This window comes from Pseudorhizobium banfieldiae (genome assembly GCF_000967425.1).
Classification (GTDB): Bacteria; Pseudomonadota; Alphaproteobacteria; order Rhizobiales; family Rhizobiaceae; genus Neorhizobium; species Neorhizobium banfieldiae.
Window position 1 is genome coordinate 3,142,495 of record NZ_FO082820.1, and the last position, 16,329, is coordinate 3,158,823.

Consider the following 16,329-nt stretch of genomic DNA (forward strand, 5'->3'; position numbering starts at 1 on the left):
CAGGGCTGATAACAAGGCATGGGAAAGCCGTGCCCGCGACAGGAAGTGTCGCGAGCATCAGGTGCGTTTCAGGTTCAGAGTGCGGCGTTCGCCGGCTTTATTTTTTGGCGACTTCCGCTGCAGTCTGCGGTTCGACGACCGCGCCCGGACGAATGCGCTGCAGGCCATTGACGACCACCCGGTCGCCCGGCTGCAGGCCGCTTTCCACGATTCTCTCACCCTCGACTGCAGCACCGAGCTTGATCTGGCGGTAGGCGACCGTATTGGCCTGATCCACGACGAAGACGAACTTCTTGTCCTGGTCAGACCCTACCGCCGTCTCGCTGACGAGCAGGTGCTCCTTCTCCTTTGGCTGGCCGAGGCGGACCCGCACGAACTGGCCCGGTATCAACCGACCGTCCGGATTGTCGAAGATCGCCCGCAGGCGGATCGTGCCGCTTGTGGCGCTCACCTCGTTGTCGATTAGTTGCAGCCTTCCGCGAACCGCTTCCTCGCCGCCAAGCGTCTGGATCTCCACCGGGACCTGTTCGAGCGCACGAACGCCGCCTTGCGACGGCAATTCGGCCAGTATCCGGGCAACGATATCCTCGCCGGCGTCGAAACTTGCATAGATCGGATCGACGGAGACGAGCGTCGTCAGAACCTGGGCAGCATCTCCGGCACCGACGAGGTTGCCTTCGGTTATCTCTAGCCTACCGACTCGACCCGAAATTGGCGCCTTGATCTCGGTATAGCCGAGGTTGATCTGTGCGAGTTCGAGAGCCGCTTCCGCGGAGCGCAGGCTCGCCGCGGCTTCCCGTTCCGCACCATGCCGCTGGGCGAGTTCGCTCTGAGAGATCGTTTTCTTCTCAAGCAGGGTCTTGCCCCGCTGCAGTTCCGTAGCCGCAAGGTCAAGACGGGCCTTCGCGGAGGCAACCTGCCCTTCCGCCTGCGCCACGGCCGCGGCATAGGGAGCAGGATCGATGGTGATCAACCGGTCCCCGGCGGAGACCAATCCACCCTCCCGAAAATGGACCGCCTGAATGGTTCCCGCCACCCGTGGCCGCAGCTGGACGCGGTCCACAGCTTCGAGCCGGCCGGAGAATTCCTGCCAGGTGGTGATGCTGCGCGGCTCCACGGCAGCCACCGTCACCGGGATAGCGGGCGCTGGTGCTGCCTCGGCCTGGGTCGCCTCGGCATCACGTGCAAAATCGAAACCGTCAAAATCGAAATGGACCGCAGCTCCTGACAACGAGACGGCCAGTATCGCTCCGGCGCCCGCGAGGGCCCAGCTTAGCTTCTTCGTCATATCAATCTCCTTGCGGCCCCCTGAGGCGGGCCGCCACCTTCTCAAATCAAGCCGTTACCGACGCAACTCCTGAACGAAAAGACGAAACTGGGCGCTCAATTCCGACAGCCACGCCCCGTCCTCCTCGTTATAAATTCCCGACCAGCCGCTTCCCGCAGGAAAGACATGCCGGCGCACTTTCACACCTGCTTCGGACAGACGGTCGGCGTATCCGAGCGTCTCGTCCCTCAGCGGATCGTCCTCCGCCGTCACCACCAGCGCAGGCGCAACGGCGGCCAAGCGCGAACACATGCAAGGCGCGGCATAAGGATGCGTGAACCCGCAAAATCCGCCGAGATAATGCATCCAGCCATCGGACCAGCGCTCCCGCATGCCGATCGCATCCGCCCTGCGGATCGACACCGAACTCATCGTCGGGTCGATCAGCGGCGACAGGAGCACCTGCCCTGCAAGGACTCCCGGCATCTGGTCCCGAGCCTTGAGAGCAATGCCTGCCGCCACATTTCCACCGGCCTCCTCGCCTGCAATCAGAATCGGAGACCGGGCACTGCCCAGTTTGCGTCGCCGTGCGGCTAGGCTGCGCAACGCTGCAAGACCGCATTCGACGGCGCCGGGAAACATGTTCTGCGAGATGCTTCCGTAGTCCGCCTCGACAACAATCGCGCCGCCATTGGCAAGCGCTCTGGCGATGGGCGTTTCACGTTCGGCAGTCCCTTCCTGCTGGAAAGCACCGCCGCGCAGGTATAGGACGAGCGGGGGAGCCTTTACCTTTACCGGTGGCTCATAGAAACGCACCGGCATGGTTGTTGCGGCCGGCAAACCCAACTCGACCTGTTCCCATCGCATCTCCATCGAAACCTCTGCCTGCTCTTTACTCAAGGCAGCTTCTTGTTTCCCTGATGCCACCTGATATTATTGTTCAGTGGAAACCGCACAAGTTTCCCGTTCGTACTTCACTATCCACTATATCGGGACAATGTTGCCTCGCAACGAGATCGTGCCATGGATCAACTTTCTGCTATGCGTGCCTTCGTTCGTGTCGTCGAAACCGGGAACTTCACCCGCGCCGCCCGCTCGCTCGACATGTCCAAGACAACCGTGACCAACATGGTGCAGAACCTGGAGGGACACCTCAAGGCAAAGCTCCTGAACCGCACCACCCGTCAGGTCGCCGTGACGACGGAGGGTGCGCTATATTACGAGCGCGCGGCCCAGTTCCTGGCCGACCTCGACGAACTGGACGGTAGCATTTCCTCCTCCCAGGCACAGCCATCCGGCCGACTTCGCGTGGAAATGGCCGGGGCCTTTGCCGACCTGATTGTCATTCCATCGCTGTGCGACTTCTACTGCAGGTATCCGCAGATCTCGCTCGATATCGGGGTTGGCGACCGGCTCGTGGACTACATCGCCGAAAATGTCGACTGCGCATTGAGGGCAGGCACGCCGACCGACCAGTCGCTGATCGCCCGCAAGGTTGGCGAGATGAGCCTCAAGACCTATGCGTCTCCCGGCTTCATCGAGATGTTCGGCATGCCGGAACATCCGAGGGATCTCGAAGCGCGCTTCTTCTCCGTCGGATATCTCAACGCCCAGGCCGGAAAGGTTCTGCCGATGGAGTTCCGGCGGGGGGAAGAGACCCTGGAGATCACGCCCCGCTATGCGGTCTCGGTCAACGACAGCCGCAGCTACGTCGCCGCCGCTCTGTCCGGCATGGGCGTGGTACAGGCGCCGCAATTCATGGTTCGGGAGGCCGTGGAACGGGGCGAACTGGTGGAGGTCATGACGGAATGGCAGCGAGATTCGATGCCGCTCTACATCGTCTATCCTCGCACCCGGCACCTCGGCAACCGCGTCCGCGTCTTCGTCGATTGGCTGGTCAGGCTCCTGAAGGAAACCAGCGCCAGCGACGCCCCACCGCCTCGCGCGATTTCCGCCGGGAAGAAGCAGAAGGTCACCGCGGCCCCCACTCCAGTCGTTGTCGCGGCCGAATAACGAACTCGGCGCAACGGCATTGACTGCCGATGCGCCAAGATCACAAGCAGCTTGGGCCGGATTTGAAGGAAACTCTAATACATTCCATCCACCAGTCCCTTGTAGCTTCGATCGGCCGCACAACAGCCTGCGGACGGCAGGGCAACTGCGTCGGCGTTGGGGTTAAAGCCTAACCTGCAAGTCACGCGACAACACCCCGAAGAGGACGATGGGCGGGGTGGCGGGGAGAAAGACGCAAAATCAGCCAGTGCCGCTGCAACGCCCCGCAATTCGGCCAGGCCCTTGAGGCGGCAAATAGCCGGTAGCCAGGCTGCGCCCCAGGCTCCAAGTCGTCCAGGATGTCCCCAGATGCTCATCCTCGTGGAAGAAACAGGGAATGCCCTGCGTCTCACGCTTCACGTCGCGTAGTTGGGCTGCCACGTACCGCGAGATAGACGGCATAGAGGCTCTTGCTGGCGGTGATGAAGAGGCGATTCCGGCGCGGCCCGCCGAAGGCGACATTCGCCACGGTCTCCGGCACGAGAATCTTTCCGAGCAGGTCGCCTTCGGAAGAGAAGCAGTGAACTCCGTCGCCCGCGCTCGTCCAGACATTGCCCTGGACATCGACGCGGAACCCGTCTGGCAAACCCTTGTCGATCTCACAAAAGACGCGTTCGTGGGAGAGCCCCCCCTTATCGTCGACATCGAACGCCCTGATATGTCGAGGTGCGTTCGGGTCGTGGCTTGAGGCGGAATCGGCGACGTAGAGTATCCTCTCGTCCGGAGAGAATGCGAGCCCGTTCGGCTGGCCAAAGTCTGTCACGACCGCAGTCAGTTCGCCGCTCTTCGGGTCCAGCCGGTAGACATTGCGGGTGGCCTGCTCTGGCTCCGCCTGAAAGCCTTCATAGTCGGAGAGAATGCCGTAGGTGGGATCGGTGAACCAGATCGTATCATCGGAACGCACGACAACGTCGTTGGGCGAGTTCAGCCGACGACCACCGTACCGGTCGGCAAGGACGGTCAAGGATCCGTCGATCTCCGTGCGGGTCACCCGACGCCCACCATGCTCGCAGGAAACCAGCCGGCCCTGCCGGTCACGGGTATTGCCGTTGACGAAATTGGAGGGCGCTCTGAAGACGGAAACGCCGCCCTCCTCCACCCATCGCAGCATCCTCTGATTGGGGATATCGCTGAAGATGAGGCACTGCAGGTCCGCAAACCACACAGGTCCTTCCGCCCACCTGCAACCGGAGTAAAGCTGATCCAGATCAGAGCTTCCAACTATCAGCTGGCGGAAGCGCTCGTCATGGATTTCGTAGATCGACTCTGGCTTTCCCATGCGTATCGTCCGTTGGTTTGATGAAGCAGTTACCGCGCCGCCGGCTTGCCGCCTGCGGCGAGTATCACGCCGATGATGATGAGTCCTGTGAGGATGAGGCGGACGCCGGCCCCGAAGCCGTATGTGTTGAGCATCGACACCACCAGAAACATGAAGAGAGAGGCTCCCCAGATCCCCGGCACGTTCGAATTGCCTCCAGCGACTGCCGTGCCACCGATGACCACGACAGCAATGGACATCAGCAGATACTCGGCACCCATGTTGAGGGCGGCCCCTCCCGAAAAACTGGCCAGCAGGTATCCGCACAGCGAGGCGAGAACGGCGCAAAGGACATAGGTGACGAAGCGCGTGCCATCGACGGGAATGCCGGCCATCCTCGCTGCGAACGGGCTCTGCCCGATCGCCGAAATCCAGCGGCCGTAAATCGTCTTCTCCAGCAGAACCCAGGCGATGACCGACAGCGCTGCTGCAACGATCGCCACGTTTGGAACACCGAGCGTGTACGAGGTGCTGAAATCCGCCAGCGCCTCCGGAGGCTTGATGCGCAAACCGCGATTGGTCCAGATTGCAGAAGACTGCACGATGAAACTCATCGACAGCGTGGCAATGATCGGCGGGATCCGCAGCAGCTTGATGAGGGCAAAATTGGCGACGCCGATCGTAACGCCGATGGCTACCGCCAGGATCAGGCCAAGCAGGATCATGCTGTCCTGGACGTCCATGACCTTGAGAGCGACGGTGCCGGACAGGGTCATGGTCGCGGGAACCGAAAGGTCGATGTTGCCAGGCCCGAGCGTGATCACGAACATCTGGCCGATCCCGACCACGATCGAAAACGCGGCAAAGGTCAGCGCGGCCTGCGTCAGGCCCAGCGAGCTCGAGCCGCCCGTGAACAGGACCGTAACGACCCAAACGACGACAGTCGCAGCAAAAGACCAGATCCACGGCTTGCCGGAGAGGCTGTTCATGATCACCGCACCTTCTCCCGCTTTTCCATCCGGTTCAATGCAAGCCTCATCGCCAGCACGATGATGAGGATCGCTCCCTGCGCGCCGATCTGCCAGTCAGGAGAAATGCGCATGAACGACAGGAAGGATCCGGCAAGCGTCAGCGTCAGGGCCCCGATTACCGCGCCTACCGGGGATACCCGCCCGCCAACAAATTCGCCGCCGCCCAGGATTACCCCGGCGATGGACAGCAGCGTATAGCGAAGCGCAATGTTCGCGTCGGCGGACGTGGTGAGCCCCACGAGCGCAATCCCCGCCAGCACGGCGAAGAAGCCCGCAAGCGCATAGGCTCCCGCGCGGATGCCGATGACCGACCACCCCGCCCTTTCCACCGAGCGCATGTTGCCGCCAACGCCCCGGATCAACACGCCGAATGTGGAGCGCATGACGAGGATATGCGTTAGCGCGGCAATCACGACACTGGCGACAATGGCCATAGGAACGTATGGCGGCTTCGCGGTCATGAGCGCCCGAGCCCAGTCCGGCGCCGCGCCTCCCGGTGATGGCAGCATGAGCACGGCCAGACCTGCCCAGACGAAGCTCATCCCCAGCGTCACCACGATCGAAGGTAGCTGCCGCAGGTGGATGATCACACCGAGCGCGGCGTAAACAGCAATGGCACCGGCCAGGATCAATATCCCGATAGCGGGTGAGGCCTGCAGGAATGTTGCGGTTACGCAGGCGCAGAAGCTGACGAACGCGCCCATGGAAAGGTCAAGGTCGTTGACCGCCATGACGAGCATCTGAGCCACGGTCGCGAGCGCGATAGGGACTGCCAGGTTGAACAGGAGGTTCAGACCCGTGTAGCTCATGGCCCTAGGCTGCATGTAGAAGACCGCGGCAAGCAGCACGGCCAGCGAGACTGCCGGCAGAATCGTTCTTATGGCACCCGAAGAGAGCTTCATGCCGCTTCACCTCCTGCGAAGGAGGCTGCCAGCACGTTCTCCTCGCTGACGTCGTCACCGGTGAGATGAGCCGCAATCGCTCCGTCACGGAAAACATAGACGCGATCACAGAGGCAGATCTCGTCCATTTCGGTGGAGTACCAGATAAAGGTCCGGCCGCTCTCGGCCTCCGCGCGAAGAATGTCGTAGACCTCCTGCTTCGTTCCGATGTCGACGCCGCGCATCGGGTCGTCCATGAGAACCACCTTGGCGGAGGTTGCAAGGGCGCGGGCAAAGAGGACCTTCTGCTGGTTCCCGCCTGACAGAGACAGGATTGGATTGTGCATGGTCGGGGTACGTATCTCGATCCGCTTTTTCCAGCCTTCGCTGACCCGACCCTCCTGTTCAGCGTCGATCAGATTGCGCGACGAGAGCGTCTTCAAGGAGGAAACGCTGAGATTCTTCAATATGCTCCAGAGCGGGAACGTGCCGTTCAGGCCGCGGTCTCCTGCCACGAAAGCCATCTTCGGCTCGCGCGCTGGCAGCCAGTTGCTGTTCGCCGACAGATAGAGATCGAGGAGTGCCTCGGTCTGTCCGTGCCCACCCAGGCCAGCCAGGCCGATGATCTCGCCCTCGAACGCCTCGAAGCGCATGTCGGAGGCAGACGCCGCAGGAACGGACAGGATCGGTGCTCGCCGTTCGCGACCGAAGACGCGCCTTTCGGCGCGCTCCCGCACGACGCTCCCCATGGTTTCGACGAGACGCCGCGTATTGAACTCCCGGGCAGCCCTGTCGGCGACCACCTTGCCGTCCTTCATCACGACGATCCGGTCGGAGGTTGAGAGAATTTCACCTAGGATGTGTGAGATCAGCAGCACGGAGCCCCCGGAGCCGACGAACCTGCGCACGTAGGCCATGAGTTGCCCGGCAAGAGCAGCATCGAGCGACGACGTAGGTTCATCCAGGATGACAAGCTTCGGCGCTGCAGAGACGGCAGCGAAATTGATCGCAATCTCGACCATCTGCCTCTCGGCAATGCTGAGGTCCTCGATCACGCTGGCACAGTCAATGCGGTGGTCCGGGAAGATGTCGGACAATTGCTTGCTGACGAGATCGATTCCGCGGCGTCGCCAGCGACCGCCTCCCAGGTCACCGTGCATGATCCGCGCATTCTCGGCGATCGTCAGGTTGGGGCACAGCGACAGCTCCTGGAATACGCATCGCACTCCATTCGCCCGGGCACGGGAAATACCCGGAGAACCTGTCTCTCCGCCGTAGGCCACCGTCCCCTCCTGAGGCGAGAGCGCGCCATTGATCACGTTGACGATGGTGGACTTGCCAGCCCCGTTATGACCCACCAGTCCGACGCACTCTCCGTTTCGAATGACTAGGTCGGCGCCGTCCAGCGCCTTCACCGCACCGAAGGCCACCTTGACCCCGCGAGCCGCTACGACCTCTTGATTGAGCACTGCGTTATCCATGGAGATGCTGTCTTGCCAGCCGTTCGCGACACAAGTACCGGATGCGGCTGATCATCAGCCGCATCCGGTCCGGGAGGAGGAGCTCCGCTCCTACATCTCTGCGCTGATTACCTTCTGCGCATCTTCCAGCGAGTACTCGACGTTCGCGACGCCGCCCTTCTCGGTGTTCTCGAGGTTCTCCTCGAGATTGTCCTGGTCGATCCGCAGGAATGGCACGACGAGATCCTTCTTCACGTCCTTGCCATCGAGGATCTGCTGCGCGACCCAGAAAGCCAGCGTGGATACGCCCGGCGCGATCGAAACGGACATCGTCTCGTAGCCGTTCGCGTCCTTCTGTTCCTTCCACCAGCGCAGCTCGTCCTCGCGGTTGCCCATGATGATGGTCGGCATCGGCCGGTTGGCCGCGGCAAAGGCCTGTGCAGCGCCGTAGCCGTCACCACCCTGGGTCACGACTGCGGCAATCTCCGGCAGGCTCGGCAGGATGCCGGCGACTGCACGCTGGGCGACGTCCTGCGCCCAGTCGCCATTGACGGAGCCCGCAATCTTGAACTGCGGGTTCTTCTCGACGCCCGCCTGGATGCCCGCGTGAATCTCGTCGTCGACCGAGACCCCGGCGAGACCGCGTATCTCGAGAAGGTTTCCGCCGTCGGGCATCTTCTCGGCGAGGTACTCGATCTGGCTTTCGCCCATCGCTTTGAAGTCCACCGCAATGCGCCATGCGCACGGCTCGGTGACGATGCCATCGAACGAGACCACGATGATCCCTGCATCACAGGCTTCCTTGACGGCGCCATTGAGGGCCGTCGGAGATGCGGCATTCAGAACGATCGCATCATATCCCTGAAGGATGAGGTTCTGGATCTGCGCCGCCTGCTCCGTTGCCTGGTTTTCTGCTGTGGTGAACGCATCCGCCGCGGCGACAGTGCCCTGGCTGACGGCCTCCTTCGTGATCTTGTCCCAGCTCGTCAACATTGCCTGGCGCCAGGAATTGCCGGCGTAGTTGTTGGAGAGTGCAATCTTCTTGTCGGCGGTCTCGGCCGAAGCGGAGACCGGTACGGCTACAACCGCAAGCGCGATCGATGCCAGAAGCATCTTCCTGATGGTCATGATTTCCTCCCTGTGCCCCGCGGGCTCATCTGTCAGGTCCGCTCCTCAACGGTCCCGTCGACTGATCTTTCTACTGGCGCCCAGGCGTCAGTTTGAAAAGAATGAAGGAGAAGATCGGCCTTGCAAAGGCGTATCCGAGCAAGCTTGATGCGGAGGATCGCGTTAAATATGCGGGATCCCGCAAGACAAGCGTCGCCGGACGGCGCTTAATGAACCTGGCGCCTTGCCCGCGCCGACGCCGACGGGGAGGACGTCGCCAATGCTGAACCCGACGAGAAGCGCGCTCTTCGATCACTACCTTGGTATCTCGCGGCTGCTGGCGGGACAGCTCGACTTCAACTCGATCATCCAGGCGGTCGCGGTCGAGATCGGCCACATCATTCCGCATGACCATCTCGACGTCTGTATCAAGATGATCGACGGAAAGTACCATATCGCCTACGAAAGCGGCCTCGAAACAGCCTGGAGCCAGCATCCCCCGGCCCTGCTGAGTGGAAGCCCGATCCGCAGCCTGCTCTCGGGCGAAGTCGACCATCTTCTCTCCGGCGACGCCTGCACCGACCCGCGCTTTCATTTCGATGGCGCCTTCTCCAGCCCGATCATCGCCCTTTCCTTGCACAGCCGGCTGCACGTTCCCTTGCGCGTCCAGGGAGACATCATCGGAGCTCTCAGTTGCTCCAGTCACCGGCTCGACCACTACACGATGGAAGACGTGGAAAATGCCCGCTCGATAGCGGATCTTCTGGCGCCCTACTTCTTCGCCTTGCGTGCAGCGGATCAGGCGAAGCGATCCGCCGTCGTCGAGACCGAAGCGCGTGCACGGGAGGAGGGCCTTCGTCTCGGAGCCCTCAAGCTCACCGAAGCGCTCGAAGCGGAACGCCAGAGGATCGGCATGGATCTTCACGACCAGACCCTTGCCGACCTGACAAGACTCGCGAGGCGCCTGGAGCGCCTGACGCATCTGCCGGACGTGCCGGGTGAGACGCTGGAACCGGTCTTTCGAAGCCTTCAGCACTGTATGCACGACCTGCGCCAGATCATCGAAGAGGCTAAGCCGTCGGTGCTGCAACTCTTCGGAGTGACCGAGGCCATAGAAAATCATCTCGAGCGCTCGGTGCGGGAGACGGGAGGGCAAGTCTGCTGCCAAGTGGTTGACGACAGCTGCACAAGTCTCGAGAGCCTCGACCAGACCGTTGCGACGGCCCTGTTCCGCATCGTGCAGGAAGCGATCAACAACGCGGTCCGCCACGGCCAGCCCTCGGAGATCGTTGTGAACCTGCAGAAGGTTGGTAGCGGTCTTTGGGTGATCGTGAACGACGACGGCGTCGGGATCGGACATCCGCAGGAACAGGTCGGTCACGGCATCGACAACATGCGCACCCGGGCCCGCCTTATCGGCGCCCGTTTCGAGATAGGCTGCAGGCCGGATGGCTCTGGTACACAGGTGAAACTCTGGCTTCCACTGGGACACCCAAGGCAGCAACCGACAGGAAGGACATGATGGAAGTTCTCATCGTCGAAGACGATCCGCTTCACCGTTCATATCTGCACGACGCGGTTCGCGCTGCCTTGCCCGAATGTGATCTGGTGCTGGAAGCCGAGAATGGCAGGGTCGGGGAAGGTCTTGCACGGCAGCACCGCTCGGCGCACATCGTCATGGACCTGCAGATGTCGGAGCGCAATGGCATCGAGGCGGCCCGGACCATCTGGAAGGAGCGACCGGATACGCGCATCCTCTTCTGGTCCAACTACGCCGATGAAGCCTATGTACGAGGCGTGTCACGCATCGTGCCCGAAGGTGCGGCCTATGGCTATGTCTTGAAGTCGGCCTCCGATGACCGGCTCAAGCTCGCGCTCCGCAGCATCTTCATGGAGGCGCAATGCGTCATCGACCGGGAAGTCCGCGGTATGCAGCAGAAGAGCCTTGGCCACGTCAACGGCTTTACCGATGTCGAATACGAGATCCTGATCGACATAGCACTCGGCTTGACAGACCGCATGATTGCCCGCCGTCACAATCTGTCCCTCAGAAGCGTGCAAAATCGGCTGCAACAGCTCTACGAGAAGCTCAATGTCTATCAACGCGTCGGCGAAGACATGGAAGAGGGTCGCTATAATCTTCGCGGCCGGGCCGTCGCCGTAGCCTTGCTGCGCAAGCTGATCAATTACAGCGCCCTGGAGCGCGCCGAAGCCGAGCTGAATGAGTGGCTGGGGGTCAAGCAGAATTGAGAGCCCGCAGGCACGCACCGCAACGCGCCGTCCACTCCTGATCTGGAATTCAACCAGGAATGTAAGCCCCTCGACAGACCGCACCGAATGCTTTCCACGCTGGAAGAGACGGGTTGACTCCGCGCAGAAATGGAATACTTATTTCATCATGAAGCATCAAGGGACTAAACTTTCCACGGGGAGGTGGGAAGATTAGGCGCGGCCACCAAGGACCGCCAATCCGGGCTATCACGGGTGAACCGGCACCCGCAGTGGAGGAAAAATCATGAAGAAGCTCGTTCTGGGCGCTATAACGGCCGCCCTCATGTCGACTGCTGCCCATGCCGAGAACATCGGCGTATCGATGGCCCTGTTCGACGACAATTTCCTGACCGTCCTGCGCAACGGCATGAGTGACTACGTCAAGACACTGGACGGGGTAGAGCTGCAAATCGAGGACGCTCAGAATGACGTCGCAAAGCAGCTCGACCAGATCAACAACTTCGTTGCCTCAGGTGTCGACGCCATCATTGTCAATCCGGTTGATACCTCGGCGACCGAAGCCATGACCAAGGCGGCCGAAGCCGCTGGTGTGCCGCTGGTTTATGTTAACCGCGAGCCGATCAACGTGGACTCGTTACCGGACAATCAGGCCTTTGTCGCTTCCAACGAACAGGAGTCGGGCACGCTAGAGACAAAGGAAGTCTGCCGACTGCTCAGCGAGAAGGGAAAGAACCCCGCCCGCATCTACATCATGATGGGTGAGCTTTCCAACCAGGCCGCGGTTATGCGGACGCAGGATATCAAGGATGTGATGAAGTCGGGCGAATGCCAGGTTGAACTGCAGATCATCGATGAGCAGACCGCCAACTGGTCCCGCGATGAGGCGCAGGACCTGATGACCAACTGGCTCTCCACGAGTGAGACATTCGATGCGGTAATCTCCAACAACGACGAGATGGCGCTCGGCGCAATACAGGCGATGAAGGCCGCAAACGTGTCGATGGAAGATGTCGTCGTCGGCGGGGTCGATGCCACCCAGGATGCACTGGCTGCGATGGAAGCTGGTGACCTCGATGTCACCGTCTTCCAGGATGCGGCCGGCCAAGGCAAGGGAGCAGTCGACGCCGCGCTGAAGCTCGCCAAGGGCGAAAACGTCGATCAGAAGGTCTACATCCCGTTCCAGTTGGTCACACCCGACAACATCGCCGAATATAAGTCAAAGAACTGAGTGTTGCGCCACTCGCGAGGGTTGTCTCGGCTGCCCTCGCCACAACGACCAGCCCCACATCTGTTGCTGCTGAACTTCGGAGTCTGAGCGATGGCGACTTCCAACCTGCACGGCGTCGGCGGCCTTGCCTTCGACAGTTCGAAGCGGCGATGGCCAAACGAGATGAACGTGCTGATCGCACTCATCCTCATCATCGGCATCTTCGAGTTGCTTGGCCACCTGATGATGGGTCAGAGCTTTCTGTTCGACAGTTCGGGCCGGAGCAGCTCGATCTTCAATGAACAACGGCTGCGCATCATCATCCTTCAAGTGTCGATCGTCGGCATCATCGCCATCGGCGTGACGCAGGTCATCATCTCTGGCGGTATCGACCTGTCGTCCGGTTCGGTGGTGGGTGCCGCCGCCATGATCGCAATGAGCTTCGCACAGATCGCGGAAGTAAACGGCAACGTTAACCCGACGCTGGCACTGGGCCTATGGGCCACGGACCTTCCTGTCCTTGTCCCGATTGCAGTTGCACTCCTGTTCGGCCTCCTTGCGGGGATCATCAACGGCGCGCTGATCGCCTATACCGGAATACCGCCCTTCATCGCGACATTGGGAATGATGGTAACGGCACGCGGCATCGCCAAGTGGTGGACCGCTGGCAGGCCGATCTCGTTCCCGACAGAAGGTTACCGTGCCGTCGGCGATGGGCTCATGCCTGTTATCATATTCGTGGCTCTCGCGATCCTCTTCCATCTGGTCTTGCGCCACACCGTTTACGGGAAGCACACCTACGCCATCGGCTCGAATGAAGACGCCGCCCGCATGTCAGGTATCAAGGTGGGCCGACACAAGGTTCTCGTCTACACCATCGCCGGAATGCTCGCCGGCGTAGCAGCGATCGTCCTGTCCTCGAAGAACCTGACTGCCCAGGCGGGAATGGGGGTGATGTACGAGCTGGACGCCATCGCCATGGCCGTTATCGGAGGCGTCTCGTTGTCCGGCGGCCGCGGCTCGATCCTCGGCACCGTACTCGGGGCACTCATCTTCGGCGTTATCATCTCCGGCTTCACCTTCCTGAGGCTCGACGCCTATTATCAGGAGATGGTGAAGGGCGGGATCATCGTCGCCGCAGTCGTGCTGGACCAGTGGCGCCAGCGCCGGGCCGCCTGGGGTCCATGAGGGAGGACGTCATGACCAGCAGCAACACCATCCTCGAAACGGTCGGCCTGACGAAGCATTATGGCGGCGTCCATGCGCTCGAGGGCGCCAACTTCAGGATCCACGCGGGCGAACATGTCGCCATCATGGGCGACAATGGTGCCGGCAAATCTACCTTCGTCAGGCAGATCACCGGTGTCGAGCGGCCGACCCGGGGCCAGATCATCTTCAACGGCGAACCTGTGGCGTTCGAGAATCCGATGGAGGCGCGCGAGGCGGGCATTGAAACCGTTTTCCAGTCGCTTGCGCTTGCGGACGAACTGGACGTTCCCGACAACCTCTTCCTTGGCCGCGAACTGGTCCGTTTCCGTTTCGGGCCTTTCTCCATCCTTGACTACAAGGCCATGCGGCAGCGCACCCTGGAGGCGCTGGAGAAGACGGCGGTGAAAATTCCCAATCTGAGGAACACGATCCGAAACATGTCGGGCGGCCAACGGCAATGCGTGGCCATCGCACGCACGGCGACTTTTCATTCCAAGTTGACGATCATGGACGAGCCGACGGCAGCACTGGGCGTTCAGGAAACCGCCCAGGTGGAGAACATCATCCGGACCCTGAAGCAACAGGGAGAACCGCTGATCCTCATCAGCCACAACATGCGGCAGGTTTTCGATCTTGTCGATCGTATCGTCGTCTTCCGGCGGGGGCGCATCGTTGCCGACCTGAAGAAGGACGAGACCGACGGTCAGGATGTCGTGGCATACATCACAGGCGCCAAGACAGGCGCCGAATTTCAGGATACGGCGGCGTGAACCGCTCATCTCCCAGACAAGAGGACAACATGACACTCAAGTTCGCCCTACTCGGCGCTGGTCGCATCGGCAAGGTTCATGCGCGGGCCATTTCTGGCAATCCAGATGCAGAACTCGCCTTCGTTGCCGATCCCGTCGCGGACGCAGCGAGGGCGATATCCGAGCAATACGGCTGCCGGGTTTCGACAATTGACGAGATCGCCGCGGATCCCGCGGTTGATGCCGTCATCATATGCACGCCGACGAACACCCATGCGGACCTGATCGAGATGTTCGCACGCGCCGGAAAGGCCATCTTCTGCGAGAAGCCGGTGGACCTCGATGTCGCCCGTGCCGAATCCTGCCTCAAGGTCGTTCGGGACACCGGCGCAAAGCTCATGCTCGGCTTCCAGCGCCGCTACGATCCGCACTTCGCGGCGGTCAAGAAGGCCATCTCCGATGGACGCATTGGTGAAGTCGAGATGATCCAGATCGTCTCGCGTGACCCGGGCGCCCCGCCGATGGACTACATCAAGACCTCCGGCGGCATCTTTCGCGACATGACCATCCACGACTTCGACATGGCCCGCTTCCTCCTGGGCGAGGAACCCGCGACGGTCTACGCCACCGGTTCGGTCCTGACCGACAAGGCGATCGAGGGCGTCGATTACGACAGCGCCTCTGTCACCATGACCACGGCGTCGGGCAAGCACTGCACGATCTCAAACTCGCGACGCGCCACCTACGGCTATGACCAGCGGGTGGAGGTGCACGGCTCGAAGGGCAGCATTTCGGTGGAGAACCAGCGGCCTGTCACGATCGAACTTGCGACCGGCGACGGCTACACCCGCCCGCCGCTGCACGACTTCTTCATGACCCGCTACGTGGAGGCCTACGCGTCGGAGATTGCCGCCTTCGTTTCCGTCGTCAAGGACGGGGCATCCCCCTCGCCGAGCGGCGAAGATGGCCTGCGCGCCCTCAAGCTCGCGGATGCGGCCCTCCGCTCGGCAAGGCAGGGCGTTGTGGTCAGGCTTTGAGGATATGATGGTCGAGGGCAAGAACAGTTTTGAGATCCTGCGCAACCGTATCGTCGGTGCGCAGGACACACTGCCCAAACGACTGGCGGAGGCGGCAGGCTATGTCTTGGCCAATCCCGACGAGATTGCGCTCGGCACGACAGCCTCCATTGCCAAGGCGGCGCAGGTACAACCGTCGACGCTGGTGCGGCTTGCACACCATCTCGGGTACGAAGGCTTCTCCGACCTGCAGCAGGTCTTCCGGGAGCGGCTGATGGCGCGCGCCTCCAGCTACGAGGAACGCCTCAGCCGGCTTGAAGCGAAGGCCTCCCCCGGGACGTTCGACGGCACGGTCATGCATGGCTTCATCGATGCGGCGCGAAACTCCGTGGACAAGCTCTCCGCGCAGGTGACGGATGCGGAATTCGCCAAGGTCGTGACGGTGCTGGCACGCGCTCGCACCATCTATCTCATCGCCCGCCGGCGCTCCTATCCGCTCGCCGCACATCTTGCCTATGCGTTCGGCAAGCTTGGCATCCGCGCCATCATGGTCGGCTCCACGAACGGGATAGATGAGGAGATCGCCGACATGGCGCAGGCCGACGACGCGGCCTTCATCTGCTCCTTCGCGCCTTATGCCTCAGACACGGTGGACCTGGCGGTCCGCCTGCACGACCGTGGTGTGCCGATCGTATCTCTGACGGACTCCCCGCTCTCGCCCCTCGCTCCGCTGTCCAAGGTCTGGCTCGAGATCGCCGAGAACGACTACGCAGGCTTCCGCTCCATCGCCGCGTCCATGGCGATCGTTTCCGCCCTGCCCGTGGCGATCGCCGAGCGGCGGCGGCACATGCAATGAGAAC

At 61.6% G+C, this 16,329-nt stretch carries 15 protein-coding genes; 8 read left to right on the plus strand and 7 right to left on the minus strand.

The annotated features are described in order from the left end of the window. Positions 1-97: 97 nt before the first annotated feature. Together NT26_RS15400 and NT26_RS15405 are read right to left on the minus strand one after the other, a co-directional pair. Entirely contained in the window at positions 98-1,288 is a 1,191-nt protein-coding gene (locus NT26_RS15400; RefSeq protein ID WP_052640026.1) for an efflux RND transporter periplasmic adaptor subunit, read from the minus strand. Positions 1,289-1,342: 54 nt separating this feature from the next. After that, complete coding sequence (locus tag NT26_RS15405) at positions 1,343-2,140, minus strand: alpha/beta hydrolase fold domain-containing protein (RefSeq protein ID WP_052640029.1); 798 nt, start codon at positions 2,138-2,140, stop codon at positions 1,343-1,345. Between the two features lie 150 nt (positions 2,141-2,290). Here NT26_RS15405 and NT26_RS15410 point away from each other — a divergent pair, with 150 nt between their 5' ends. Then, a complete protein-coding gene (locus tag NT26_RS15410) occupies positions 2,291-3,280 on the plus strand; it encodes a LysR family transcriptional regulator (RefSeq protein ID WP_082077721.1) in 990 nt (329 codons plus the stop codon). Positions 3,281-3,668: 388 nt separating this feature from the next. On the opposite strand, the gene NT26_RS15415 is transcribed toward NT26_RS15410, so the two are convergent. From NT26_RS15415 to NT26_RS15435, 5 genes are all read right to left on the minus strand, one after another. Continuing rightward, on the minus strand, positions 3,669-4,598 hold the full coding sequence (locus NT26_RS15415; protein WP_052640031.1) for an SMP-30/gluconolactonase/LRE family protein: 930 nt from the start codon (positions 4,596-4,598) through the stop codon (positions 3,669-3,671). Between the two features lie 29 nt (positions 4,599-4,627). Further along, a complete protein-coding gene (locus tag NT26_RS15420) occupies positions 4,628-5,566 on the minus strand; it encodes an ABC transporter permease (protein WP_052640033.1) in 939 nt (312 codons plus the stop codon). Positions 5,567-5,568: 2 nt separating this feature from the next. Further along, positions 5,569-6,510: an ABC transporter permease gene (locus tag NT26_RS15425; protein WP_052640035.1), complete on the minus strand. Its 942-nt coding sequence runs from the start codon at positions 6,508-6,510 to the stop codon at positions 5,569-5,571. Next, positions 6,507-7,970, minus strand: a complete 1,464-nt coding sequence (locus NT26_RS15430; protein ID WP_052640037.1) for an ATP-binding cassette domain-containing protein — start codon at positions 7,968-7,970, stop codon at positions 6,507-6,509. The genes NT26_RS15425 and NT26_RS15430 overlap by 4 nt, the downstream gene beginning before the upstream one ends. A 90-nt stretch (positions 7,971-8,060) precedes the next feature. Then, a complete protein-coding gene (locus NT26_RS15435) occupies positions 8,061-9,077 on the minus strand; it encodes an ABC transporter substrate-binding protein (RefSeq protein WP_052640040.1) in 1,017 nt (338 codons plus the stop codon). Between the two features lie 259 nt (positions 9,078-9,336). On the opposite strand from NT26_RS15435, the gene NT26_RS15440 reads away from it, so the two are divergent. The 7 genes from NT26_RS15440 (at position 9,337) to NT26_RS15470 (ending at position 16,325) form a co-directional block, all read left to right on the plus strand. Continuing rightward, positions 9,337-10,578, plus strand: a complete 1,242-nt coding sequence (locus NT26_RS15440; protein WP_052640042.1) for a GAF domain-containing sensor histidine kinase — start codon at positions 9,337-9,339, stop codon at positions 10,576-10,578. After that, entirely contained in the window at positions 10,578-11,306 is a 729-nt protein-coding gene (locus NT26_RS15445) for a response regulator transcription factor (RefSeq protein WP_052640044.1), read from the plus strand. Before NT26_RS15440 ends, NT26_RS15445 begins: the two co-directional genes overlap by 1 nt. Positions 11,307-11,571: 265 nt before the next feature. Beyond that, on the plus strand, positions 11,572-12,516 hold the full coding sequence (locus NT26_RS15450) for a sugar ABC transporter substrate-binding protein (RefSeq protein ID WP_052640046.1): 945 nt from the start codon (positions 11,572-11,574) through the stop codon (positions 12,514-12,516). A 90-nt stretch (positions 12,517-12,606) separates the two neighbouring features. Then, complete coding sequence (locus NT26_RS15455; protein ID WP_052640048.1) at positions 12,607-13,683, plus strand: ABC transporter permease; 1,077 nt, start codon at positions 12,607-12,609, stop codon at positions 13,681-13,683. Between the two features lie 11 nt (positions 13,684-13,694). Continuing rightward, entirely contained in the window at positions 13,695-14,474 is a 780-nt protein-coding gene (locus tag NT26_RS15460) for an ATP-binding cassette domain-containing protein (protein WP_052640050.1), read from the plus strand. Between the two features lie 29 nt (positions 14,475-14,503). After that, positions 14,504-15,490 (plus strand): inositol 2-dehydrogenase, encoded by a 987-nt coding sequence (gene iolG / locus NT26_RS15465; RefSeq protein ID WP_052640052.1) that lies wholly within the window; start codon positions 14,504-14,506, stop codon positions 15,488-15,490. A gap of 4 nt (positions 15,491-15,494) precedes the next feature. After that, a complete protein-coding gene (locus NT26_RS15470; RefSeq protein WP_052640054.1) occupies positions 15,495-16,325 on the plus strand; it encodes a MurR/RpiR family transcriptional regulator in 831 nt (276 codons plus the stop codon). Positions 16,326-16,329: the final 4 nt, after the last annotated feature.